The organism is Variovorax sp. Soil_C_12 (assembly GCF_057657375.1).
Genome location: NZ_JBDGIO010000002.1, coordinates 326,147 through 350,522 on the forward strand (window position 1 = coordinate 326,147; position 24,376 = coordinate 350,522).

Here is a 24,376-nt window from a genome sequence, read left to right on the forward strand (position 1 = left end):
CCTCATTGGCCGGCGTCGATGGCCGTCGCGACCGACACGCTTTCCCACTCGGCGAGCTGCTTCACCCGCGACTCGTAGGCCCCGCGCAGCATGCCGACCGCGTCGGCACCGAGCACCAGCCGCAGCGGCGGCTGCGGCGCCTCCAGCGCCTGGATGATCGCGGCCGCCGCCTTGGCCGGGTCGCCCGGCTCGTGGCCGTGGTAGTGCGCGATGTGGTCGCGCGCCTTGTGCGCGGGCGTGCCGGCGTAGGCCTCGATGCGCAGGGCCGCCTGGCGCTGCGAGCCGCCGGCGAACTGCGTGCGGAAGCCGCCCGGCTCGACGATCGTCACGCGGATGTCGAAGGGCGCCAGCTCGGTCGCCAGCGCCTCGGTCGCGCCTTCCAGCGCGAACTTCGAGGCGGCATACAGCCCGCAGGCGGGAAAGCCGATCACGCCGGCCACCGAGGCGACGTTGAAGATGTGGCCGGCGCGCCGCTCGCGCAGGTGCGGCAGCAGCGCACGCACGACGGCGAGCGGGCCGAAGAGGTTGGTGTCCATCACCTGGCGCCCTTCGGCGTCGGACACTTCCTCGATCGCACCGAAGAGGCCATAGCCGGCGTTGTTGACCAGCACGTCGATCGTGCCGGCGAGCTTCAGAGCCTTCTGCACGGCCGGCTCGACCTGGTCGATGCGCGTCACGTCGAGCAGCAGTGCATGCGCGCGGCCCGGAGCGAGCTGCTCGAAGCGATCGGCCTGCGCAGCCTGGCGCACGGTGCCGACGACGGTGTCGCCGCGCGCGAGCGCGGCCCGGGCGAGTTCGAGGCCGAAGCCGCTCGAGACGCCGGTGATGAGCCAATTTGCCATCTTGGGATTTCCTTTGACGTTGCTGATGGAGCGTTCGAATATGTTTACGGTGTTCTGTTTTTTATTATCTTGGCGAATATTCGATGGCCGACTGCGTGGGTGCAATCGGGTTTACCCCGACTGACTTGATCGGTTGCAATCGTCACAGGCAGTGGGTGATCTAGGCGGGGCTGCGAACGCGTCGAGGGCGATATCTTTATCTGTATCAATGGATACGCCGGTGCCCTCACCCACGTTCAGGGCGAGCGCTACCCGGTGCCCGCCCTCGCACGGACCGACAGCGCATCGTGAATCCGTTTCGCACCCGCGAGCCCGCCATCGAAGTCCGCGGCCTCCACAGCGCACTCGACCGCGTCGATGCACCCCAGCGCAGCCTGATTCGGCAGGGCCGCATCGCCCAGCCTCGCGCGATACGCAGCGATCGCCTCGGCCGCCCCGCAACGCTCCAGTGGCCGATGGCGCAACAGCGCCGATGCCGGCGGCCGGTCCCGATCCACCGCCTCGGCGAACGCGCGCGCGGCCGCCAGCGGGTCGGCCTCGCACAAGCGATCGAACAAGGGCGTGTCGGCATAGCGGTCCGCACGCACCGGCTCGGCCGCCAGGATCAGCGCGAGCGCGCGCCCCACGCCGACCGCGCGCGGCAGGCGCTGCGATCCGCTCGGCGGCACGACGCCGTGCTTCAGCTCGGGCAGCGCAATGCGCGCGTCGCGCTGCGCGACGCGGTAGTGGCAGGCCAGCGCAAGCTCGAAGCCACCGCCGATCGCGAAGCCGTGGATGGCCGCAATCACCGGCTTCGTGCACGCCTCGATGCGCGGGAACAGGTGGGCCGACAGCGCCGGCCACTGCTGCTGCAGCGGCGAGCGCAGCTCGGCATAGTCGCCGCCGGCCGAGAAGCCGCGGCCGGCACCGCCGATCACGATCGAGTGCACGGCAGGGTCGGCATCCGCCGCCTCCAGCGCCTCCCACAGCGCGAGCCGCATCGGGTGCGAGAGGCTGTTCACGGGGGCATGCTCGAGGACGAGCTGCCGAACGCCGTGACGCCGGGGCTCGGAGAGCACGCGGGCCATCGTCGCGGTCCTCGGGACGTGAGGCCGACTATCGGCCTTCGAAGCGCGGCGCGCGCTTTTCCAGGAACGCACGCACCGCCTCCGCATGGTCGGCGCTGCCCATCGCCACGGCCTGGAACTCCACCTCGCTGCGGATCGCCGCGTCGAGACTGTCCACGCCCTGCGCCAGCGCGCTCTTCAGCAGCGCGCTCGCCACCGGCGGCAGCGCCGCGTACTCGTGCGCCACCGCGAGCGCTCGCGGCAGCGCCCCGCCCGGCTCGGCGAGCTCGTTGGCCAGGCCGATCCGGTGCGCCTCGGCGCCGTCGAACACCCGCGCGAGGCCGAGGATCTCGCGGGCCTTCGCACGGCCGACCCGGTGCTGCAGGCTCCACAGCGCGCCCATGTCCGGCATCAGGCCCACCTTGACGAACGCGGCGCCGAACTTCGCGTCGCGCGCTGCGACCACGTGGTCTGCAAGCGACGCGATCGACAGGCCCGCGCCCATCGCCGAGCCCTCGACCGCCGCGACCACCGGCTTCGGCCCGAGTGCGATGAGCCGGATCAACGCGACCACCAGGCTCCAGCGCTCGCGGTTCTCCAGCAGCGTGCGCGCTTCCATTTCGCTGATGTCGCCGCCGGCGCAGAAGTGCCCGCCGGCGCCGGTGAGGACGATCGCGCGCACCTCGGCATCGGCCATCGCCGCTTCCAGCCGCTCGCGAAGCTGGGTGCGCATCTGCAGGCAGTAGGCGTTGCGGCGCGCCGGGAAGCTCAGCGTCAGTATCGCGACCGCGCCGTCGCGCGCCGTCGGCACCATGTCGGCCGGGCGGTCGATCGGCTTGGTCATAGGGCCCCCACGCTTGTCACTTCGTGTACTGCGCTGCCCCCCGAGGGGGCCTTCGCGCCTTCGGGCGGCCGGGCGGCGCTCACCGGTTACCGCCCTTCGAAGCGCGGCTCGCGCTTCTGCTGGAAGGCCGCGAGCGCCTCCTTGCAATCCTCGCTCAGGCGGCAGCGGATCATGTTGCGCGCCTCCAGGTCGAGCACCTGCTGCAGCGTCTGATGCGCGGCGGCGTGGACGTTCTCCTTGATCGCCCGCAACGCGAGCGCCGGCCCGTTCGCCAGGCGCAGCGCGAAGGCATCGGTCGCCGCATCGAGCTCGGCGTCGGCCACGACGCGGTTGACCATGCCGAGCGCCAGCGCCTCGGAGGCGCCGACGCGGTCGGAGAACATGTAGATCTCCTTGGCCTTCGAAGGGCCGACGAGCTGCGTCAGGAAATAGCTGCCGCCGTAATCCCCCGGCGTGCCGATCTTCGCGAAGCTCGAGACGAAGAAGGCGTTGTCCGCGGCCAGCCGGAAATCGCAGGCCAGGGCCAGCGAGAAGCCGAGCCCGGCTACCGGCCCGCGCAGCTTCGCGAGGGTCGGCTTGCCCATGTCGTGCAGCAGGAACGAGGCTTCGGCGAGGCGCCGCAGCCGGTCGACCCGCGCCTCGTGCGCCTGCCACAGCTCGGTTTGGCCGAATTGCTGCGCGATCGCATCATGGGGGTCCGGGGCGCCCATCGAGCGCACGTCGGCACCGGTGCAGAAGGCCGCGCCCGTGCCGGTCAGCACCACGACCTTCACGCGCGGATGGCGTGCAGCGTCGACCAGCAGCCGCACCAGCAGGCTCTGCCCGGCGGTGTCGATTGCGTTCTTCACCTCCGGCCGGTCGATCGTCAGGGTCAGCACGCCGGAATCGGCAAGCGCCCAGGTGATGGCCTCGCTCATCAGTACAGCTCCTTCATCCGCTGCTCGTCGAAGGCCGGCAACGCGTGCCCGTGGCGCAGCTTCTCGGTCCATCGCGGCTCGTTCAAGAGCGCGCGGCCGACCGCGACCAGGTCGAACTCGCCGCGCTCGAAGCGCTTCATCAGCAAGGCGACGTTGTCGGAGCCGCCGGCGCGACCGTCGCGCTTCGAATCGTAGAAGCCACGGTCCAGCCCGATGCCGCCGATCGCCATCGCCAGCTTGCCGGTGAGCTTGCGGGCCCAGCCCGAGAGGTTCAGCGGCGAGCCCTCGAACTCCGCGCGGTCGAAATAGCGCGCACTACCGTCGAACACGTCGACGCCGGCATCGGCGATCGGACCGAGCACCTCCTCGAGCTCCTGCGGCGTCGACGCCAGGCGGGCCTTGAAGTCCTGCTGCTTCCACTGCGAGAAGCGAAAGAAGATCGGCAGCGACTCCCCCGCCTCGCGCCGGATCGCGCGCACCACCTCGGCGGCGAAGCGCGCGCGGGCCCGCCGGTCGCCGCCCCAGGCGTCGGTGCGGTGGTTCGTCTGGTCCCACAGGAAGGTGTCGATCAGGTAGCCGTGCGCGCCGTGGATCGCGATCCCGTCGAAACCGGCTTCGCGCGCGTGGCGGGCGCTGCGCGCGTAGGCATCGATCACGTCCTGGATCTCGCCCTCGCTCATCGGCCGCGTCGGCGCCTGCACGCGCTCGGCGTAGGCTGGGTCGATCGAGGTCATGCGCCCCGCCGGCCCCCACAGGCCCGAGGGACGCAGCGATGCCGCCTCCGGATGCGGACCGGTCCCGGGCTCGCGCATCACGCCCTGGTGCCAGAGCTGCGGCACGATCCGCCCGCCGGCGGCATGCACCGCATCGACGACGCGCCGCCAGCCGGCGAGCGCCGCCTCGCCATGGAGGTGCGGCAGGTTGCTTTCGCCGAGACCCGCATCGCCGAGCGCCGCGGCGTGGTCGATGCCCACGCCTTCGGTGATCAGCAAGCCGGTGCCGCCTTCTGCGCGGCGGCGGTAGTAGGCGGCGACGTCCTCGCCCGGCACGCCGCCGGGCGAGAAGTTGCGCGTCATCGGCGCCATCACGATGCGGTTCGCGAGCGCGAGGCCGCGGATGGCGATCGGTTCGAACAAGGGCGCGACGTCGATGGGCACGGATGCTTCGTTCATGGTCCCGGCCTATGCAGCGAACAGCAGCGGCGACAGGCGCTGCTCGATCGCGTCCCGCGCCTGCGTCAGCATGCGCTCGACCAGTTCGGCGCAGCTGGGCAGGTCGTCGATCAGGCCGACGCACTGGCCGACCGGCAGCGCCGCGTCGTCCGCGGCGCCGCTTTCCATCGCCTGCATCCAGCGCGGCGCGCCGATCAGCGGCAGCAGGTCCCCGTGCGTCGTTGCCGGCTGCGCCTCGAGGGCGAGCGCTTCGGCGGCCGTGCGGTTCTTCAGCACGCGGATACTGTCGCCGAAGCGGCGGCCGACCAACGTGGTGTCGGTCGCGCCCGCGGCCAGCATGCGCGCCTTGACCTCCGAGTGCAGCGGCGACTCGCGCGTCAACAGGAAGCGCGTGCCCATGCAGACCCCCTCGGCACCCAGCGCCAGGGCCGCGACCAGGCCGTACCCATCGGCAATGCCGCCGGCGGCCAGCACCGGGATCTTCAGCGCCCGCGCCGCGGCCGGGATCAGCACCAGGCCCGGCACGTCGTCGGCGCCCGGATGGCCGGCACATTCGAAGCCGTCGATGATCACCGCGTCGACGCCGAGCGACTCGGCCTTCAGCGCATGGCGCACGCTGGTGGCCTTGTGCATCACCTTGACGCCTGCGCCCTTCAGCGCATCGAGATAGCGGGCGGGGCTGCCGCCGGCCGTCTCGACGACGGGAATGCGCTCCTCGCACACCACCCGCACGTAGCCCTCCACGTCGACGCCGCTCGCACCCGGCAACAGGGTCAGGTTGACGCCGAAGGGCTGCTGCGTCATCGACCGGGTGCGCTCGATCTCGCGGCGCAGCGCTTCCGCATCCGGCTGGGTGTGCGCCGACAGGATGCCGAAGGCGCCGGCGTTCGAGACCGCCGATACCAGCTCCGCGCGCGAGGCCCAGCGCATGCCGCTCTGCACGATCGGCAGCCGGCTGCCGAGCAGCGCGCTCGCCCTCGTCTTCATGATTCGACGGGCGCCAGGAAGCGCCGGCCGTTGTCGTGCATCACGCCCTGCGTCTGTTCGGCGCCCAGGCGCTTGCAGGCTTCTTCGGCGAAGTCGCGCGGCGCCGGCACGCCTTCGGCATGCGGATAGTCCGAGCCCATGATCATCCACTCGTGCGAGCCGACCTGGTCGACGATGGTCTTCAGGTCGTCCTCCGGATAGGCAACCACGCTGACGTGGCGCTGGAAGATCTTGCTCGGCCGCTCCTTCAGCTGCCCGCCCGGCCACCAGCCGTTCTTCGCCATGCCGCGGCACTTGTCCATCTTGATCAGCATCGTCGGCACCCACTCGGCGCCGTTCTCGGCCGACAGCACGCGCAGGTTCGGGAAGCGCGCGAAGAAGTTCCAGAAGATCAGGGACGAGATGGTCTCCACCACCGGCCGCTCGCTGTAGCCGTGCATCCAGACGAAGGCGGTCTGGCGCTGGCGCGACTGCTGCACGGGCTCGCCCCACACCGCCATGTGGTCCTTCATGTAGATCGCCTCCGACACGTGATAGACCACGCGGCAGTGCGCCTCGTTGAGGATGGACCAGAAGCGGTCGAAGTCCGGATGCGCCGGCGGCTTGCCGCCGAAGGGGCCCATCGGCATCAGGAACAGGCGCGTGCCATGCTTGATCGCCCATTCCGCCTCGGCGCAGGCGGCGTCCAGGTCGTCGAGCGAAACCAGGGGCGCGGAGTAGATGCGGTCTTCGTGGTTGAAGCCCCAGTCGTCGAGCATCCAGCGGTTGTAGGCATGCATCACCGCGGCCGCGGCCTTCGGCTCGTCGAGGTAGCTGATCGTCGCGACCATGTTGCCGCAGTAGAGGAAGCAGCCTTCGACGCCGAACTCGTCCATCTTCGCGAGGCGGGCGTCGCGGGCATACATGTCTTCGGTCATCGGCACGCGCATGTCGACGTTCTCCTTGCCCTCCTTCTGCGCGCGCAGCCATTCGTGCAGCTTGCCCGGCGGCGGCACGCGGCCGTCCTCGGCGTAGTAGCCGGCACTGACCTCGATCTTGCGATGGCCCACGTACAGCGCGAACTCGCCGTCGGCGCCGACCTTCCACTCGTAGCTCCAGTCCTTCTTGAACTTCTCGGGCAGGTAGCGGCTGAAGGCGTCGGGGGTCTCGTAGAGATGGGTGTCGCCGTCGAAGATCGCGCCCTGGAACAGCGGCGCAGCGGTGGTGTTGGTCGTCATCGGGTTCTCCGGGGTGGAATGCCGTGCCGCGGGATCGCGGCGCAGCGTCGAATGAAGGGGGCTTCAGACCTGCGATGCGGGCAGCCGGATCACGAGGCCGTCGATCGCGGGCGTGACGCGCAACTGGCAGGCCAGGCGGCTGGTCTCGCGCGGCTCGACCACGCACTCGAGCATCTCGCGCTCGGTGGATTCCGGCGGCGGCAGCCTGGACGTCCAGCTTTCGTCGACATAGCAGTGACAGGTGGCACAGCTGCACGAGCCGCCGCAGTCGGCGAGGATGCCGGGCACCAGGGCGTCGATGGCGCCCTGCATGACCGACTGGCCGACTTCGGCCTCGACCTGGTGCTCGGCACCGGTGTGCTCGATGATCGTGAAACGGGGCACGGTGGGTTGTCTCCTCAAAGTGGCAAGGCTTCCTGAAGCAGGCTTTTCAGCGGCGCACCGTCGTCGACCAGCCGCTCGGGCGGAATGACCCTGCGCTCGCCGACGATGCGCTTGGCCAGCATGAACTCGGCCGGGCGGTTCACCGTGTCGACCGCGATCACGCGTCCGCCCTTCAGGTAGAAGGCCGAAAACGAGCGCTGCTCGACCGAGCCGCGCAACAGGAACTGGTCGTGGCCCTGCGACAGGCCGACCATCTTCAGCTTTAGCTCGTACTGGTCGGACCAGAACCACGGCGCGCTCTCGAACGGCCGCTCGTGCCCGAGCAGCGCTGCTGCCGCGGAGCGCGCCTGCTCCAGCGCATTCGGCACCGACTCCAGTCGCACGGAGCGGCCGTACAGCGCACTGTCGAAGCGCGTGCAGTCGCCGGCCGCAACGATGTGCAGGTCGCTGGTCCGTGCGCACGCGTCGATGCGGATGCCATCGTCGACGGCAAGGCCGGCGGCGGCGGCGAGCTCGGTGTTGGGCACGATGCCGATGCCGACGATCACCAGGTCGCAGGCCAGGCACTCGCCATCGGCGCAATGCACGCCGGTGACCGTGCGGCGCGCGGCATCGAGCTCGAAGCCGTCGACCTGCACGCCGATGCGCAGGTCGACGCCGGCCTCGCGGTGGACCTGCTCGTAGAAGGAGGACACGCGCGGCGCGGTCACGCGCGCGAGCACGCGGTCGGCCGCCTCCAGCACGGTGACTTTCAAGCCGGCCTTGATGGCCACTGCAGCGACCTCGAGGCCGATGTAGCCGCCACCGACGATCGCGACGCGCGCACCGGGCGCGAAGTGCCGGCGGATGCGATCCACGTCGGCGAGCGTGCGCAGGTAGTGGAAGTTGTCGGCGTCTTCGGCCGCACCCGCGATGGCGGGCGGCAACGGGCGCGGACGCCCGCCGGTGGCGAGCGCGAGCCGTGCGTAGCCGATCGAGGAGCCGTCCTCGAACGCGACGCGCCGGGCGGCGGGGTCGAGGGCCTGCACGCGCCGGCCCTGCAGCAGCTCGACGCCGGCTTTCTCGAGCGTGGCGCGCGCCTTCAGGTGCAGCGAGTCGAGCGTCGCGGTGCCGGCCAGGTAGGCCTTCGACAGCGGCGGCCGGTGGTAGGGCAGCGCAGTCTCGTCGCCGACCAGCCGGATCGGGCCCGGCCATCCGGCCTCGCGCGCCTGCACCGCGAGCTCGGTGCCCGCGTGCCCGGCACCGATGACGACGAGCGCGCCGCCCTCGCCGCTCACACGATGCCCTTCGACTTCAAGTGCTCGAGTTCCTCGGCGTCGAGCCCGAGCAGGCCGCGGTAGATCTCGTCGTTGTGCTGGCCCAGTGTCGGCGGGGCGACGTAGTCGGTGATCGGCGTGTCCGAGAACTTGATCGGGTTGGTGTGGATCCGGACGCTGCCGGCCAGCGGATGCGGCACCTCGGTGGCCAGGCCGCGGTGCTGCGCCTGCGGATCGTCGAACACCTGCTTCAGGTCGTAGATCGGCCCGGCCGGCACGCCGGCCGCTTCCATCGCGGCGAGCAGGTCGGCCTGGCGCCAGCGGCGCGTGATCGCGTCGAAGGTGGCGGCCAACTGCCCGCGGTTGCCCACGCGCAGCGGATTGGTCGCAAAGCGCGGGTCGCCGGCGAGTTCGGGGTGCTCGAGCGCGATGCAGAAGCGGCGGTATTGCTCGTCGTTGCCGCACACCACCATCACGCCGCCATCGGCGCAGGGGAACATCTGCGAGGGCAGCCCGCCGTTGCCCTGCGTGCCGCGGCGCGCCGGCACTTCGCCGGTCGCCAGATACTGCGCCGCATAGTGCGACAGCGAAGCCACCACCGAGTCGAACAGCGCGACATCGATATGCTGCCCGCGGCCGCTGCTCGCCTCGTGGTTCGCGTCGCGGTCGTACAGGGCCGCGATCACGCCGATCGCGGCGAACTGGCCGGCCACGAAGTCGGCGATGGAGGGGCCGGTCTTGACCGGCGCGCCGCCCTCCTCGTCCGGATAGCCGGTCACGCTCATGAGGCCGCCCATGGCCTGGAAGATGGAGTCGTAGCCCGGTCGAGGCGCATAGGGCCCGGTCTGGCCGAAGCCCGTCACCGAGCAATAGACCAGGCGCGGATTGAGCTCGCGCAGGCTCGCGGCGTCCAGGCCGCGGCGCTTCAGGTCGCCGACCTTGAAGTTCTCGACCAGCACGTCGGACATCGCGGCCAGCCGGCGCGCCAGGGCCTGGCCCTCGGGCCGGGCGAGATCGAGCGTGATCGACTTCTTGTTGCGGTTGCTGCCGAGGATGATCGGCGTCTCGTGCGTGTCGCGGCCTTCGCGGTCTTTCAGGAAGGGCGGGCCCATCCTGCGCGCATCGTCGCCCGTGCCGGGGCGCTCGACCTTGATCACCTCGGCGCCGAGGTCGCCGAGCATCTGCGCGGCCAGCGGGCCGGCGATGACGCGAGACAGATCGAGAACGCGAATGTGCGAGAAGGGCTTTCTGGACATGGCAGGGAGGTGGGAGTCAGGTTCCCTGCAGCGTCGGTCGCGGCATTTGCGTCAGCAAGGCGGCGCTGCTGCGCGCGAGCAGTTCCAGGCCGCTTTCGGCGGCCCTCTGCGCACACTCCTGCGCGTACACCATGTCGCGCCGGAAGCGCGGCACATCCACCCACCATCCGCGCTCCGCCATCAGCCACTTGAACGCGACGAGTTCGGTCAACGGGTCGTTCGAATCGAATTGCAGGCTGTTCATAGGACTCACCATCGCTGTTCGTATAGTCGCATGATAGTCTGTTTTTAGAACATTGCAAATGCTTTGCGAAGGCCTTCGCAGGTCGGTATAACCCGACGCCAGAGGCCGCTACGGGGCATTTCATCTGGGAAAGATTGAGCGCCCCCGGCTGCAAGAACCGGAGCGCCGTGGCATTGACTCCCTCCCCTTCGGGGGAGGGTTGGGGTGGGGGCACGCCGCGTCACCCATGGACAGGCCGCTGCCCCCATCCCCGCCTCACGTGCCGCAGCCAGAGGCTGCGACCCTTCAAGCCGTCCAGTCCCGCGCAGGCGGGACTGGAGCCGCGGCTCTCAGCCCCGGAAGGGGAAGGAGCAAGTCCGCGATCGCGCGGCCGGCGAGGCGTCGACCTCAGCGGCGCGATGCCGCGAACACCTGCCCGATGGAGCCTCCCAGATAGCCATAGGCCTGGACCATCTCCCTATAGCAGTCCTGGGCCGTCGAAGCCGGCAGGTTGATACCGCCCACCCGGCAGGCTTCGGCCTTCGAGGGGGCGGCGGCACGCGCGCCATCGGACGCGTCGGACTTCAGATAGCCGAGCGACCCGAACACGCCCACTGCCGCGCCGATTGCCAACACTTTCAGACCACTGAGCATTTCCGTCTCCTCAGGCGACCCCGCCGCGGCGCGACAGGGCGCGCACCATCGACAAGACCGGCAGCCAGACCAACACCGTGCGACTATTCGCAGGATGGACGTTCTGTTTGATGAATGCTATTCTGAAATCAAGTCTCCATGATTCGGGATAACCCGAGAGCAGGATCACGATGAGCGCCCTTCCCCGCATTCAGGATTTCGACGACCCCGACTACGACCCCTTCGTCTCCGACGACGCTTCGTTCGGCGCCCACGACGACCCCTACCCGCAGCTCGCCCGGTGGCGCGAACAGGGGCCGGTGCATGCCTTCGACTACCGGAGCGCGCTGGGCCTCCACCCCGACGTGACGATGGCCGATCTGCCGGCGTACCTGGTGCTCGGCTACGACGCGGTCGAGAAGGTCTTCCTGGATCCGCAGACCTATTCGAACGGCGTCTATGCGCGCAACCTGGGCATCTCCTTCGGCCGCAGCGTAAGCACGATGGATGCGCCGGACCATCCGCGCTATCGCAAGATCTTCCAGAAGGCCTTCCTGCCGAACAGGGTGTCGGCATGGGGCGAGACGCTGGTCGATCCCGTCGTGGCGTCGTTGATGCAGAAGTTCAGCGGCCGCGGCCGGGCCGACCTGGTGCAGGAGTTCACCCACCACTACCCGTTCCAGATCATCTACCGGCAGCTGAACCTGCCGCCGCAGGACGTCGGCGTCTTCCACAAGCTGGCAATCGCGCAGACGGTGGTGTCGTACGACGTGGCCCACGGCACCGAGGCGTCGCACAAGCTGGGCGTGTATTTCAAGGCCCTGCTGCAGGAGCGCCGCGCGCAACCGGGCGACGACCTCGTGAGCCTGCTGGCCCATGCCGAGGTCGACGGCGAATTCCTGCCCGAAGAGATCCTGGTCTCCTTCCTGCGGCAGCTCGTCAACGCCGGCGGCGACACCACCTACCGAGGCACGAGCATCCTGCTGACCGGCCTGCTGACCCACCCGGAACAGCTCGAGGCCGTGCGCAAGGACCGCTCGCTGATCCCGCAGGCAATCGAGGAAGCATTGCGCTGGGACGGCCCCGTGCTGATCGCGACGCGCACACCCTCGGTCGACACCGACCTCTGCGGCGTGGTGCTGCCGGCAGGCGCCTGCCTGTCGGTCGCGTCGGGCTCGGCGAACCGCGATCCCTCGCGCTTCGAGGACCCCGACCGCTTCGACATCTTCCGCAGGAAGCAGCGCCATTTCGCATTTGCGTCCGGGCCCCATGTGTGCATCGGCCAGCACCTCGCGCGCGTCGAGATGACGCGGGCGCTGAACGCGATCCTCGATCAGCTGCCGAACCTGCGGCTCGACCCCGACATGCCGCCGCCGCGCATCCAGGGCACCATGATGCGCGTGCCCAAGCGCATCCACGTGCGCTTCGACGGCGCGCTGCCATGAGCGAGGCGACCTACCTCATCGTCGGCGCCGGCTCGGCGGGCTGCGTGCTGGCCAACCGCCTGAGCGAAAACCCGGCCCATCGGGTGCTTCTGATCGAAGCCGGCCCCGAGGACAGCAGTCCCCTGATCGCCATGCCCAAGGGCTTCGGCAAGCTGCTCGCCGACCCGAAGCATGCCGATTACACGCCGGTGGCGCCCCACGCCGGCAACCGCGGGCGGCAGGAGGTGTGGGCGCGCGGGAAGATGCTGGGCGGCTCGAGCGCCATCAACGGCATGGTCTACGTGCGCGGCCACCCTGCGGACTACGACGCGTGGGCCTTGCAGGGCGCCATCGGCTGGGGCTGGGACGAGATGGCGAAGCGCTTCAAGGCGATGGAAGACCACGCACTCGGCGCCGACGAGTTGCGCGGTGCCGGCGGGCCGCTGAAGGTGACGCCCCATGCCGAGCGCAGCGAGCTGGCCGAAGCCACGATCGCCGCCTGCGCGCGCCTGGGTATCAAGCGCCGCGAGGACCTCAATCGCCTCGATCACGAAGGCATCGCCTACCTGAGCTACACGATCCGCGACGGGGTGCGGCAGAGCGCCGCTGCCGCCTTCCTCGCGCCGGTTCGATCCCGCCCCAACCTCACGGTGCTCACCGGCACGCGGGTCGTGCGCGTGCTGTTCGAGGGCCGACGGGCGGTCGGCGTCGAGGCCGTGGTCGACGGCCACTTGCGGCGCTTCGATGCGGCGCGCGAGCTCATTCTCTGCGCCGGTGCGCTCCAGTCGCCGCGGCTGCTGCAGCTGTCCGGCGTCGGCGACGGCGAGCATCTTCGCTCCCAGGGAATCCGGCCGGTGGCGCAGAACCCGGCCGTCGGGCGCCACCTGCAGGAGCACCTGCTGTACATGGCCCAATGGCGGCTTGCCGACTGGCGCCATTCCCAGAACCGCGAGTTCAGCGGCTGGCGCCTCGGCCTCAATGCCGCCAAGTACCTCTCGACGCACAGCGGCGTGATGGCGACGGGCTCGTATCCGGTCGGCGGCTTCTACCGATCGCTGCCCGGCGCCGCGCGAGCCGACGCACAGCTGATGATGTGCCCCTTCTCGCTCGATTTCGCGGCGGGCGGCATGGCGATGGAAGGCTTCCCCGGCATGCAGTTCTTCAGCTACGGGCTGCGGCCGCACAGCCAGGGTCATCTGCGCATCGTCTCGGCCGATCCGGACGTGCCGGCCGAGGTCGATCCGAACTACCTCGCCGAGGAGGAAGACCGCCGCATCGCGATCGCCTCGTTGCGCTTCATGCGCAAGCTCGCGGAACAGCCGAGCCTGGCGCCGCTGATCGTCGCGGAGACCCGGCCGGGCCCGGCGGTGCAGAGCGACGAACAGATCCTGGACGCCTTCCGCAGCGGCGGCCAGAGCGGCTACCACGCCTGCGGCACTTGCCGCATGGGTGGCGACGAGCACAGCGTCGTCGATCCGCGCCTCAAGGTGCGCGGCGTCGAGGCCCTGCGCGTGATGGACCTGTCGATCGCGCCGACCATGCCTGCCGGCAACACCAACGGTCCCGTGATGGCGATGGCCTGGCGCGCGGCCGATCTGATCCTGGAAGATGCACGATGAGCCGCGGCTCGCGGGGCCAACTCAGACGAGAAGCTGCTCCGGCTCGGCGAGCACGTCGTCCAGGTGCCGCAGGAAGCGCGCCGCGTCGGCGCCGTTGATCACGCGGTGGTCGTAGCTGAGCGACAGCGGCGCCTTTAACCGCCATTCGATGGCATCGTCCGAACCGCGGCGAGGCTTCCATTGCGCCTTGGCAATGCCGAGGATCGCGACCTCGGGCGCGTTGACGATCGGCGTGAAGCCGGTGCCGCCGATGCCGCCGAGCGAGCTGATCGAGATGCAGCCGCCCTCCATGTCGCTCATCGGCAGCCCGCGGCCCCGCGCCTTGGCGGAGAGGGCCGAGATGTCGGCCGCGATCTCGGCGAGCGGCTTGCGGTCGCAGTCGCGCACCACGCCGACCACGAGCCCGCGCGGCGTGTCGATCGCGATGCCGATGTGGAAGTACTTCTTGAGCACGAGGTTCCGGCCGCTCGCGTCCAGCGACGCGTTGAACTGCGGGAAGGCCTTCAGCCCCGACACCAGCGCCTTCGCGAAGAAGGCCAGCGCGCTGGGCCGGGGCGCCAGCGTCGCGCGCAGCGCCTCGGTTGCGGTGATGTCCGCGTCGTCCTGGTGCGTGACATGCGGAATGCTCAGCCAGTTGCGCGACAGGAATCCCGCCGTCAGGCCCTGGATGCGCGACAGCGGCTTGAGCTCGACCTCGCCGAAGGCCGCGAAGTCGACCGCGGGCCAGGCCGGAAGGTCGGCACCGATCATGCGATCTCGGCCAGCAGCGCGCCGACCTCGTAGACCTCGCCGACGCGGGCCACGATCTTCAGCGTGCCGGTCGCGGGCGACTCGACCTCCTGCACGGACTTGTCGCTTTCCAGCGCATACAGCGGCTGGCCTTCGGTGACGGCGGTGCCGTCTTCGACCATCCATTCGGCGAGCGTCGCCTCGTTCATGGAGAAGCCGATCTTGGGGAGCAGAACCTGGGTGGCCACGGGGATGTCCTCGGTCGTTGGGGAGTTCGTTCTTCAGTCCAGCGTCTTGCGGATCGCTGCCTCGATCGTCGCGGGCTGCGGCACATGGGCCATCTCCAGCGTCTTCGAGAATGGGACCGGCGAGTGGTTGGCGCCGACGCGCTGCACCGGCGCCTTGAGCTCGCCGAACAGATGTTCGTGCAGCAGCGCGGCGATCTCGGCACCGACGCCGAAGCGGCGCACCGCCTCGTGCACGACCACCGCGCGCCGCGTCTTCGCGACCGAGCGCAGCAGGCTCGCCTGGTCCAGCGGCGAGATGGTGCGCAGGTCGATCAGCTCGACCTGGATGCCTTCCTTGGCCAGTTTCTCGGCCACCGCGGCGCAGTCCTGCACCATGCGGCTGTAGCTGATCACGGTCACGTCGCTGCCTTCGCGCAGGACCTTCGCCTGGCCGAGCGGAATGCGCTGGCCGACCTGCGGCGGCGCCCCCGGCGTCCAGTAGCTCGGCATGTTCTCGATGAAGAGGCAAGGGTCCTCGTCGAAGATGCACGACAGCATCAGCCCGTAGGCATCGGCCGGCGAGGACGGCGCCACCACCTTCATGCCGGCGGTGTGCGCGAACCAGGCCTCGAGGTAGTCGGCATGCTGGCCGCCGGTGCCGAAGCCGGCGCCGGTCATGGTGCGGATCGTGATCGGCACGTGCGTCTGGCCGCCCGACATGTAGCGCAGCTTGGCCGCATGGTTGACGATCATGTCCATCGCCACCGTGGTGAAGTTCATCAGCATGATCTCCGCCACCGGGCGCATGCCGACGATCGAGGCACCGATCGCCGCGCCGATGATCGCCTGCTCGGAGATCGGCGTGGAGCGCACGCGCGAGTTGCCGTACTTGCTCGACAGGCCCTTGGTCACGCCGACGATGCCGCCCTCCTGGCCGTCGGCGATGTCCTCGCCGAGCAGGATCACGTTCGGGTCCAGGCCCATCGCCTCGTCGAGGGCCAGGTTGACGGCCTGGATCGTGTTCATCGGCTTGACCTTGTCAGGCACGGCGGTGGTCGTATTCATGGGGCAGCCTCCTCGGCCAGCACGTCGCGCTGAAGTTCGGAGAGATCCGGCACGGGGCTTTCCAGCGCGAAGGCCACCGCCTCGTCGATCTCGCGGTCGATCGCCGATTCGAGTGCCGCGAGCTCCGATTCGGCCACGCCCCCTTCCACCAGCCAGCTGCGAAAGCGCGGCACCGGGTCCCTCGCCATCGCAGCCTCCTTCTCGCCGGGCGCCATGTAGGCGTCCGCATCGCCGAAGACATGGCCATGGAAGCGGAAGGTCTTGGCCTCGATCAGCGTCGGACCTTCGCCCGCGCGCGCCCGGCTGACAGCCTCTCGCGCCGCCGCATACACCGCCAGCGGGTCGTTGCCGTCGATCGTGACGCCGGGCATCTGGTAGCCGGCGGCGCGGTCGGAGACCTGCTTGGCGGAAGTGGCCAGCTCGTAGCGCGTGTGCTCGCCATAGCCGTTGTTCTGGCAGACGAAGATCACCGGCAGCTTCCAGACCGCCGCCATGTTCAGGGCCTCGTGGAAGGCGCCGATGTTCGAGGCGCCGTCGCCGAAGTACGCGACGGACACATGCTTCTGCCCGCGGATCTGCGCCGCCAGCGCCAGGCCGTTGGCGATCGGCATGCTGCTGCCGACGATGCCCGTCGTCACCATCACGCCGGACTCCGGGTGCGTGATGTGCATCGGCCCGCCCTTGCCCTTGCAGGTGCCGGTCGCCTTGCCGGCGATCTCCGCCCACAGCAGCTTCGACGGCACGCCCTTGGCGAGCATGTCGTGGATGCCGCGGTAGATGGTGCAGATGGTGTCCTCGTTCGTGAGGTTCACGGACACCGCGGCGGGGATCGCCTCCTGCCCGCGCGGCGAGTAGTACGGCGCGACGATCTTGCCGGCCTTGATGACGGCGCGGAAGCGATCGTCGCTGCGCTGGATCAGGGCCATGCGGCGGTAGATGTCGACCAGGATGGCCTGGTCGACGCGTGTGTCGGGTGTCATGGATGGTTCCTGCTCGATGTCATGGCGCCGCGGCGCCCAGTGCGTGATGGGCGGCGATGTAGCCGAAGGTGAAGGAGGCGCCGATGCTCGCGCCCGCGCCGGGATAGCAGCGCCCGACCACCGAGGCGGTGCAGTTGCCGGTGGCATAGAGGCCCGGGATGGCCGAGCCGTCTTCCCGCAGCACGCGGGCATGCTCGTCGGTGACCACGCCGCCGGCCGTGCCGACGTCGCCGGGGTACATGCGCACCGCGTAGAAGGGCGGCTTCTCGATGGCGCCGAGATTGGGATTCGGCGTCACGGTCGGGTCGCCATGGCAACGGTCGAAGGCGCGCGAACCGCGGCCGAAATCGCTGTCGATGCCGCTGCGGCAGAAGCCGTTGAAGCGCTCGAGGGTGCGCGCCAGCCCGGGCCCGTCGATGCCGGTCTTCTCGACCAGCTCGCCGATCGACCCGGCCTTGATCATGTAGCCGCTCTTCAGCCACTCCTCCGGCACCTGGCCGGGTTGCGCGGTCCCCCAGGGGTAGTAGGCGCGCTGGCGGCTGTCCATGATGACCCAGCTCGGCACGGCCTTGCCGGTCTCGCGCTCGCGCTGGTACATGCGCTGGCCGATCTCCATGTAGGCACCGGCCTCGTCGCAGAAGCGCTCGCCGAGCTGGTCGACCATCATCGAGTACGGCAGCGACAGGTCGAGGTGGTGCATGAAGGGCAGCGGCGTGCCGTCGGCCGCATAGCCGCCGGGCTTGGGCGGCTGGCCGTCCGGCGCGAGCGAGGTCACGACCCACCAGGCTTCGTCCATGCAGTCCACCGCGGCGCCGAGCGCCATGGCCAGCTCGATCGCCTCGCCGGTGTCGCCGGGGTTGGCATTGGTCCAGCTGGCCGAGTTCGGGTGGGGCTGGAAGCGCTGGCGCATCGACGCGCTGCGCGAGAAACCGCCCACGTTCATCAGCACGCCATGGCGCGCCTGCACGCGCACCAGCCGGCCGCCGCGCTGCACTGCGACGCCTGCGACGCGATCGCCGTCGACGATGAATTGCGCGAGGGCCGATCCGGTCCAGATCGGCAGCTGCTCGCGCAGCGCGATCTGCAGCATGCGGCCCTGGATCGCCGCGCCGGCGCCGGCGAGCCGCCGGCCGGTCAGCTTGGCCTTCAGCATGCGCCCGACCATCGACAGCGCGGTCTTCTTGCCCCGCCAGGTGCGCTTGGCCAGCATCAGCGACGGGAACTGGTCGGTCGGCAGCGGCAGGCTGAAGCCCTTGTAGCGCGACAGCTTCGACTCCCACTCGCCCAGCTCGCGCGTGTCGAAGAGCTCGGCCAGCAGCGAGCGGCCGCGCGGCTCGCCGCCGGGCAGCTCGTCGTAGTAGTCGGACCAGCCGTCGGCATAGACGAACTTCATGCCCTGGTCTTCGAGGAACTCGACCATCTTCGGGCCGTTGCGCAGGAAGGCGTCGCGCCGCGCGGGGGTGGTGCCCGGGCCCTGGTAGGTGACGGCCGCGTCGAGGTACTGCCGCGCGCGCTCGGCACTGTCGGCCACGCCGGCGCGCTTCATCACCGGGTTGTTCGGCACCCACCAGACGCCGCCGGAAAAGCCGGTCGAGCCGCCGATCAGGGGCTGCTTCTCGACGATCAGGGCGCGCTTGCCCAGTTGCTTGGCCGCGAGCGCGGCGCACATCGAGCCGCCGCCGCTGCCGACGACGACGAAGTCGAAGGCCTCGTCCCAGGTTCCGTTGGTCGTCATCTTGTGCTCAGGCGCCGGTCGGCTCGTCGAACAGGATCTCGCGCAGCGCGCGGTGGAAGTTCGAGATCGCGGACTCCTGCAGCGGGTTCGTGCGCGCGCCCCGGAAGGCCTGGGACTTCATGCCCTTCTGCACCTCGGTCATGTTGGCGAAGTCCTGCGACAGGATCAGGCCGAAGCGCTCGACGGTGTCGGTCTTCCAGTCGTCGGCGCCCCAGTAGAACTCCCGCTGCAGCTTCGGCTCGGCGCCCGGTGCGTAGCGGGCGATCGAGCAGATGTCGTAGAAGCAGGAGTCGGGGTTGTCGCCGTCGGGCCGGGCGCGGTAGAAGAGCATGCCGTCGGGCGACATCAGGAAGATCATGTTCGGGAACACGTGCCAATCGGTCCCGGCCTTGTAGATCTGCTCGCCCGTGAGATTCGGCCAGCCGGCCCCTTCGGCGATCGCGGCCTCGGCCTGGAACTGGCCCACCTTCATCAACAGCTCGAGGTGCGGCGTTTCGGCCGGGCACTCGGTGAGGATGCGCCGCGCGGCCTCCAGGTCGCGCTGGGTGGTGATCGCCTTGAGCTGGTCCTCCAGGTCGGCGAAGAACTTGACGATGCCGGGGCGCACATCGTCCGGCACCGGCCGCCCGGTGCGGGGCGACGGCGCGCCCGGCAGCCGCGCCGGTGCCGGGTAACCGAACATGCCATGCCGGCCGAAGGTGAAGCTGCGCGTCACGTCGTCGCCCTGCGAATCGAGCAGCTGCGGGTGCGTGCCGAAGACGTGATAGCCCTCGCTGAAGGCTTCCAGCGCCACCTTCCAGTTGCAGGGCAGGCGCACCGACTTGTACCAGCGGTAGCGCATCTTCTCGAACTCGTAGCAGTCGGTGTATTCGGGCACCGGCGCCAGGTGCCGGGCGAGCGGCTCGCAGGCCGGATCGAAATTGACGAAGACGAAGCCGGCCCAGGTGTCGACCTTGATCTCGGGCAGCGAGAAGTCCCCGTCGCTCATGTCGGGGCAGCCCTGCCAGTCCTCGCGGTCGACGATGCGGATGACCTGGCCGTCGAGGTTCCATTGCCAGCCGTGGAAGCGGCACTGCAGCCTGGCGGCCGACCCGCAGCCTTCGGTGAGGCGCCGGCCGCGGTGCTGGCACACGTTGTAGAAGGCGCGGATCGTGTCGGGCGTCTGGCGCACGACGATGACCGACTCGTCGTTGATGTCGTAGGTGACGTAGTCGCCCGGAAAGGGGATCTCCTCGAGGCGGCAGGCGAGCTGCCACACCTTGGGCCACAGCAGGCGCTTCTCGAGCTGCACGATCTCGCGGGAGATGTAGTGCTCGGCCGGGACGTAGTCCACGCGCACCTTGGGCTTCACGGCGGTATCCACAGTGTGTCTCTCCTGGTCTCGATAGGCCGGTGGCGCGTCGCCTCGCCGCCTGTCGGGTATCACAAATTGAATGACGTTCTGAAATATAAACGCGCGAACTTCGCAGTGTCAATGCGGTAGGACCCGGCTTCACGCGGCGCGAGGCGCGTCACGACCCGGCCCGTTCGAAGAGCGCGGCCAGCCCCTGCCCGCCGCCGATGCACATCGTCTCCAGCGCATAGCGCCCGCGGCGACGCTTCAACTCATGCAACATGGTCGCGAGGATGCGCACGCCGGTCGCACCGATCGGGTGCCCGAGCGAGATGCCGCCGCCATTGACGTTGAGCCGGTCCGCGTCGTTCCAGTCCCAGCCCTGCAGCACCGCGAGCACCTGCGCCGCGAAGGCCTCGTTGAGCTCGACGAGGTCGAGCTGGTCGAAGGAGAGGCCCGTGCGCGCCAGCAGCTTCTTCACCGCGGGCACCGGGCCGATGCCCATGCGCGAGGGCTCGCAGCCGGCGGCGGCCCACCCGCGCACCCAGGCCATCGGCTCGAGCTGCAGTTCCGTCAGCTTGTCCTCGGCGACGACCAGGCAGGCGGCCGCGGCATCGTTCTGCTGGCTCGCGTTGCCGGCGGTCACGGTGCCGCCCTTCAACACGGGCTTGAGTTTCGCCAGCGTTTCCATCGTGGTCTCGGCACGGATGCCTTCGTCGCGCGCGAAGTGCAGCGGCTCGCCCTTCTTCGCCGGCACGGTGACGCTCACCACTTCGTCCGCGAAGCGGCCTTCGCGCCAGGCCGCGGCAGCGCGCTGGTGGCTGCGCATCGCGAAGGCATCGGCGGCCTCGCGCGAGATGCCGTAATCCTTTGCCAGGTTTTCCGCGGTCTCCGGCATGCCGGAGATAGGGCCGAAGCGGTGCTCGGGCTGCGAGCGCTCGCGACCGCGCTGCAGGCGGTCGTGCATCGTGACCGAACCGGCGCGCGAGCCCCAGCGCAGATCGGTCGTGTAGTACTCGATGTTGCTCATGCTCTCGACGCCGGCCGCCACGACGACGTCGGCCGCGCCGGTCTGCACCTGCATCGCCGCATCGATCACGGCCTGCAGCCCGGAGCCGCAGCGCCGGTCCAGCGTCATGCCCGGCACCGTGACCGGCAAGCCGGCATCGAGCGCGGCATAGCGTCCCAGGCACGGCGCCTCGCTGTTGGCGTAGGACTGGGCCATCACCACGTCGTCGATGCGCTCCGGGTCGATACCGCTGCGGGCGACCAGCGCCTTCAGGATGGTGCTGGCGAGCTGGTCGGCGGGGATGGGCTTCAGGCTGCCGCCGAAGGCGCCGACGGCGGTGCGCAAGGGGCAGACGATGGCGGCTCTGCGCATGCGTCAGTGCCTCGTGGATGCGGGATCAGGGCGCATGCGTCACCGCGCGGCGGGCTTCGTCGCCCTGCGCCTCCCAGTAGGCCGCCCAGCTCGGCCAGGCATGCGGCAGCTGCGGCGCGAACTTCAGGCCCTCGTACTTGCCGGGCCAGTTCTGGAAGCCCCCGCCCTCGCTGCGGTTGGGGCGCTGCTGCCAGTCGGTCGAATACCAGTGCTTCTCGTCGCGGCGTTCGAAGCACCAGATGCCTTCGCTGCGCACGTAGCGGTCGAAATAGCAGATCGACATTTCGATCCAATGGTCCTTGTCTTCGTGGCCGGCGCGGCAATAGACCGTGCCCGTGGCGCGGTCGGCGTCGATCAGGTCGATCGTCTGCCCGCACACCAGGTGGACCGAGCGGTAGAAGCCCGTGAGCACATGCCGGCTCGCGTAGTAGCGCTTCAGGGCCTCGCGCCCGGTGCCCCAGCGGCCGCAGTCCACATCGGCGGCGAAGAGCGCGACCAGGGCATCGACATTGCGCGCGTCCACTGCGACGGCATAGCGCGCGGGCAGTTGCCCGATTGCCAGCTCGGCCTCGACGCGCGCCAGCCGCTGCGCCAGATCGGCCAGCTCGGCGGTGTCGCTCACGACGCCGCCTCTCGGTCGATGAAGTCCGCGACGTAGGGCTGGTGCGCCAGCGATCCGCCATCGACGCAGATGATCTGGCCGGTGATGAATGCGGCCTCGTCGGAGGCCAGGAAGACCACGGCGGCCGCGATGTCCTCCGGCCGCCCGAGCCGCGGCGTCAGGTGGTGCCGCAGCATGATCTCGCCGACGCCGGAGGCGGCATAGCTGTCCTTCGTCGACGGCGTGACGATCAGCCCCGGCGAGATCGCGTTGCAGCGGATGCCCTCCTTGCCGTGCTGCGTCGCGACGCTCTGCGTCAGCGAGTTGATCGCGGCCTTCGAGGCGCTGTAGGCGCTGTGCGAGAGCGCACCGGCGAGCGCCGCATTCGAGCTGGTGTTGACGATCGCGCCGCCGCCGCGCCGGCGCAGATGCGGGATCGCCGCCCGGCACGCGATCATCGTGCCGCGCAGGTTGGTGCGCAGGATCGCGTCCCAGACCTCGGTGTGGACGGTGGCGACCGGCCGGTCGCAGGTCGACGACAGGCGTGTGTCGGCCGCGTTGTTGTGCAGGATGTCGAGGCCCCCGAGCCGCGAGGCGGCGGCTTCCACCATCGCAAGCACCGAGGCCTCGTCGCCGAGATCGACCTGCAGCGCAATCGCCCTGCCGCCCTGCGCCTCGATCGCTGCGACCTGGCGCTCGGCGGCGCCGAGGTCGAGGTCCGCGACCGCGACCGCGGCACCCTCCCGCGCCAGCGCCAGCGCGCAGGCCGCCCCGATGCCGCCGCCCGCGCCGGTCACCAGCGCCACTTTTCCTTGAACGCGTCCCGTCATGGCTGTCCTCACAATGCGGTGTACAGGCCGCCGTCGACGGGCAGGTTCTGCCCGCTGACGTAGCCCATCAGGTCGCTGCACAGCGCCACGACGGCGCGGCCGATGTCCTCGCGCGGAGCGCCCATGCGGCCGAGCGGGAACAGGCGGAGATAGGCGTCGCGGACTGCGGGGTTCTGGGCGAAGAACACCTGGGTCGGCTCGGTCGCCGCGGCAGGCTCGATCGCATTCACGGTGATGCCGTGCGGCCCCCACTCGCGCGCCAGCGACTTGACGAAGCCCCGGTCGCCGCCCTTCAAGGCCGAGTACACCGGGTTCATCGCCGCGCCATGCAGACCGAAGGCCGAGCCGAGGACGATGAAGCGGCCGCAACCGCCGGCGCGCAGGTGCGGCAGCGCGGCCTGGGCGCAATGCAGGTTGCCGTCCCAGGCGACGCGGGCCTGGCGCAGCCAGTCTTCTTCGCTGACGTCCTCGAGCGCGATCGGGTGCGCCGAGTCGCCGGCGTTCGCGTTCTGCACCACGATGTCGAGCCGCCCCCAACGGTCCACGGCTGCTTCGACCGCACGGTGCACGGCCGCTCGATCGCCGACATCGGCTTCCAGCGAGAAGGCCGTACCGCCCTCGGCGGCGATCTGCGCGACGGTGTCGTCGCAGCTCGAGGCGCGGCGCCCGGTCACCGCCACGCGCGCACCTGCGGCGGCGAGCGCCAGCGCGATGCCGCGGCCGATGCCGGCGCCGGCGCCGGTCACGAAGGCGACGCGGCCGTCCAGCAGGCCCGCGCCGGTTGTTGTCGTCGTTGTCGTCATTTCGCTTGTCTGGGTCATCGGAGTTGCGTCGCCTTCGGGCGGCCGGGCGGCGCTCATGGAACCATCCAGTCGCCGCCGTCGAGGTTGAAGCTCGCGCCCGTCACGCCACGCGCACCCTCGCTGCCGAGCCAGGCGATCACGTCGGCCACCTCGGCTTCCGCATCGGGCACGCGGCCGAGCGCCGGCGGTGGGGGACCGAGCTCCGGCGTCGGTGGCAGCGCGGCCCCTGCCAGCGCGCCCGCGTAGCGCTGCGCCCCCACGCCGACCCAGTTGAGCCGCATGCCGTGCCGGCCCCATTGCCGGGCCGCCGACTTGACCAGCGTGCGCTGCGCTTCGGCCAGCGTGATCAGAGGGACCAGCCCGGCCGCACCGACCAGCGCCACCGACGGGCCCACGAGCACCGTCGCCCCGCCCGCCTCGTGCTGTTGGCGATAGACGCCCTGCAGGAAGTACAGGCTCGCGAGCATGCTGCGATGCACGGCGGAATGCCACTCCTCGCCGGACAACACCTCGAGCTGGCGCGACGCCAGCGCGGCAGGCGTGGCGCCCGCATGCACGAAGAGGTCGGCGCCGCCGGCCTCGCGCGCGGCATGGCCAAGGGCTTGCTCGGCGTCCGCACAGGAGCCGGGCGCCACGTCGACTTCGACCACGCGCGCCCCATGCCGCCGCAGCCCGCGTGCCAGCGCGCGTCCCAACGGCAGACCCGGCATGGCGACGATCGCACACCGGCCTGACAGCAACGCCGCACCGGCGTCTTGCCCTATTCCTTGGACCATGCCTTGCTCCTTTGCGGCCCGGGCGGGCTCGCCTGTCTCGTAGAAAGCGATGTCATTTATATGAACGTCGTTCTACAATATAAACCAGCTGATGAC

25 protein-coding genes are annotated in these 24,376 nt (G+C 70.0%); 2 read left to right on the forward strand and 23 right to left on the reverse strand.

All coding sequences use genetic code 11. From position 1 onward, the window contains the following. Positions 1-2: 2 nt before the first annotated feature. From AC3A6X_RS06450 to AC3A6X_RS06505, 12 genes are all read right to left on the reverse strand, one after another. Positions 3-842: an oxidoreductase gene (locus tag AC3A6X_RS06450; protein ID WP_487841389.1), complete on the reverse strand. Its 840-nt coding sequence runs from the start codon at positions 840-842 to the stop codon at positions 3-5. A gap of 248 nt (positions 843-1,090) precedes the next feature. Continuing rightward, the gene (locus AC3A6X_RS06455; RefSeq protein WP_487841390.1) at positions 1,091-1,996 is read right to left on the reverse strand and encodes an enoyl-CoA hydratase/isomerase family protein; all 906 of its coding nucleotides are present in this window, start codon (positions 1,994-1,996) and stop codon (positions 1,091-1,093) included. Further along, positions 1,938-2,732, reverse strand: coding sequence for an enoyl-CoA hydratase/isomerase family protein (locus tag AC3A6X_RS06460; RefSeq protein WP_487841391.1), 795 nt, complete (start codon positions 2,730-2,732; stop codon positions 1,938-1,940). The genes AC3A6X_RS06455 and AC3A6X_RS06460 overlap by 59 nt, the downstream gene beginning before the upstream one ends. 86 nt (positions 2,733-2,818) lie before the next feature. Beyond that, complete coding sequence (locus tag AC3A6X_RS06465; RefSeq protein ID WP_487841392.1) at positions 2,819-3,649, reverse strand: enoyl-CoA hydratase-related protein; 831 nt, start codon at positions 3,647-3,649, stop codon at positions 2,819-2,821. Next, on the reverse strand, positions 3,649-4,821 hold the full coding sequence (locus tag AC3A6X_RS06470) for an NADH:flavin oxidoreductase (RefSeq protein ID WP_487841393.1): 1,173 nt from the start codon (positions 4,819-4,821) through the stop codon (positions 3,649-3,651). The genes AC3A6X_RS06465 and AC3A6X_RS06470 overlap by 1 nt, the downstream gene beginning before the upstream one ends. A 9-nt stretch (positions 4,822-4,830) precedes the next feature. Further along, entirely contained in the window at positions 4,831-5,808 is a 978-nt protein-coding gene (locus tag AC3A6X_RS06475) for an NAD(P)H-dependent flavin oxidoreductase (protein WP_487841394.1), read from the reverse strand. Further along, entirely contained in the window at positions 5,805-7,025 is a 1,221-nt protein-coding gene (locus tag AC3A6X_RS06480; RefSeq protein ID WP_487841395.1) for an amidohydrolase family protein, read from the reverse strand. The genes AC3A6X_RS06475 and AC3A6X_RS06480 overlap by 4 nt, the downstream gene beginning before the upstream one ends. A gap of 63 nt (positions 7,026-7,088) precedes the next feature. After that, complete coding sequence (locus AC3A6X_RS06485) at positions 7,089-7,409, reverse strand: 2Fe-2S iron-sulfur cluster-binding protein (protein WP_487841396.1); 321 nt, start codon at positions 7,407-7,409, stop codon at positions 7,089-7,091. A 14-nt stretch (positions 7,410-7,423) separates the two neighbouring features. After that, on the reverse strand, positions 7,424-8,686 hold the full coding sequence (locus AC3A6X_RS06490) for an NAD(P)/FAD-dependent oxidoreductase (RefSeq protein ID WP_487841397.1): 1,263 nt from the start codon (positions 8,684-8,686) through the stop codon (positions 7,424-7,426). Next, complete coding sequence (locus tag AC3A6X_RS06495; protein ID WP_487841398.1) at positions 8,683-9,921, reverse strand: CaiB/BaiF CoA transferase family protein; 1,239 nt, start codon at positions 9,919-9,921, stop codon at positions 8,683-8,685. Before AC3A6X_RS06495 ends, AC3A6X_RS06490 begins: the two co-directional genes overlap by 4 nt. Before the next feature lie 16 nt (positions 9,922-9,937). Continuing rightward, complete coding sequence (locus AC3A6X_RS06500) at positions 9,938-10,165, reverse strand: hypothetical protein (protein WP_487841399.1); 228 nt, start codon at positions 10,163-10,165, stop codon at positions 9,938-9,940. A 387-nt stretch (positions 10,166-10,552) separates the two neighbouring features. Next, positions 10,553-10,798, reverse strand: a complete 246-nt coding sequence (locus tag AC3A6X_RS06505) for a hypothetical protein (RefSeq protein WP_487841400.1) — start codon at positions 10,796-10,798, stop codon at positions 10,553-10,555. 170 nt (positions 10,799-10,968) lie between these two features. On the opposite strand from AC3A6X_RS06505, the gene AC3A6X_RS06510 reads away from it, so the two are divergent. Further along, entirely contained in the window at positions 10,969-12,222 is a 1,254-nt protein-coding gene (locus tag AC3A6X_RS06510; RefSeq protein ID WP_487841401.1) for a cytochrome P450, read from the forward strand. Further along, positions 12,219-13,820 carry a GMC family oxidoreductase gene (locus AC3A6X_RS06515; protein ID WP_487841402.1) on the forward strand — a complete coding sequence of 534 codons (1,602 nt, stop codon included), beginning with the start codon at positions 12,219-12,221 and terminating at the stop codon, positions 13,818-13,820. Before AC3A6X_RS06510 ends, AC3A6X_RS06515 begins: the two co-directional genes overlap by 4 nt. Positions 13,821-13,841: 21 nt before the next feature. Here the strand turns inward: AC3A6X_RS06515 and AC3A6X_RS06520 are convergent, their stop codons facing one another. From AC3A6X_RS06520 to AC3A6X_RS06570, 11 genes are all read right to left on the reverse strand, one after another. Then, positions 13,842-14,570, reverse strand: coding sequence for a 2-oxo acid dehydrogenase subunit E2 (locus tag AC3A6X_RS06520; protein ID WP_487841403.1), 729 nt, complete (start codon positions 14,568-14,570; stop codon positions 13,842-13,844). After that, complete coding sequence (locus tag AC3A6X_RS06525; protein ID WP_487841404.1) at positions 14,567-14,797, reverse strand: biotin/lipoyl-containing protein; 231 nt, start codon at positions 14,795-14,797, stop codon at positions 14,567-14,569. Before AC3A6X_RS06525 ends, AC3A6X_RS06520 begins: the two co-directional genes overlap by 4 nt. 33 nt (positions 14,798-14,830) lie before the next feature. Continuing rightward, positions 14,831-15,841, reverse strand: a complete 1,011-nt coding sequence (locus AC3A6X_RS06530) for an alpha-ketoacid dehydrogenase subunit beta (protein ID WP_487841405.1) — start codon at positions 15,839-15,841, stop codon at positions 14,831-14,833. After that, entirely contained in the window at positions 15,838-16,821 is a 984-nt protein-coding gene (locus tag AC3A6X_RS06535) for a thiamine pyrophosphate-dependent dehydrogenase E1 component subunit alpha (protein ID WP_487841406.1), read from the reverse strand. The genes AC3A6X_RS06530 and AC3A6X_RS06535 overlap by 4 nt, the downstream gene beginning before the upstream one ends. 19 nt (positions 16,822-16,840) lie before the next feature. After that, a complete protein-coding gene (locus AC3A6X_RS06540; protein ID WP_487841407.1) occupies positions 16,841-18,556 on the reverse strand; it encodes an FAD-binding protein in 1,716 nt (571 codons plus the stop codon). A 7-nt stretch (positions 18,557-18,563) separates the two neighbouring features. Continuing rightward, positions 18,564-19,919 (reverse strand): aromatic ring-hydroxylating oxygenase subunit alpha, encoded by a 1,356-nt coding sequence (locus tag AC3A6X_RS06545; protein WP_487841408.1) that lies wholly within the window; start codon positions 19,917-19,919, stop codon positions 18,564-18,566. Between the two features lie 148 nt (positions 19,920-20,067). Further along, entirely contained in the window at positions 20,068-21,270 is a 1,203-nt protein-coding gene (locus AC3A6X_RS06550; protein WP_487841409.1) for an acetyl-CoA C-acetyltransferase, read from the reverse strand. Positions 21,271-21,295: 25 nt separating this feature from the next. Beyond that, a complete protein-coding gene (locus tag AC3A6X_RS06555; RefSeq protein ID WP_487841410.1) occupies positions 21,296-21,892 on the reverse strand; it encodes a nuclear transport factor 2 family protein in 597 nt (198 codons plus the stop codon). Further along, positions 21,889-22,701, reverse strand: coding sequence for an SDR family NAD(P)-dependent oxidoreductase (locus AC3A6X_RS06560; RefSeq protein ID WP_487841411.1), 813 nt, complete (start codon positions 22,699-22,701; stop codon positions 21,889-21,891). The genes AC3A6X_RS06555 and AC3A6X_RS06560 overlap by 4 nt, the downstream gene beginning before the upstream one ends. Positions 22,702-22,709: 8 nt before the next feature. After that, positions 22,710-23,522 (reverse strand): SDR family NAD(P)-dependent oxidoreductase, encoded by an 813-nt coding sequence (locus tag AC3A6X_RS06565; protein WP_487841412.1) that lies wholly within the window; start codon positions 23,520-23,522, stop codon positions 22,710-22,712. A gap of 35 nt (positions 23,523-23,557) precedes the next feature. Then, complete coding sequence (locus tag AC3A6X_RS06570) at positions 23,558-24,280, reverse strand: SDR family oxidoreductase (RefSeq protein WP_487841413.1); 723 nt, start codon at positions 24,278-24,280, stop codon at positions 23,558-23,560. Between the last annotated feature and the right edge of the window lie 96 nt (positions 24,281-24,376).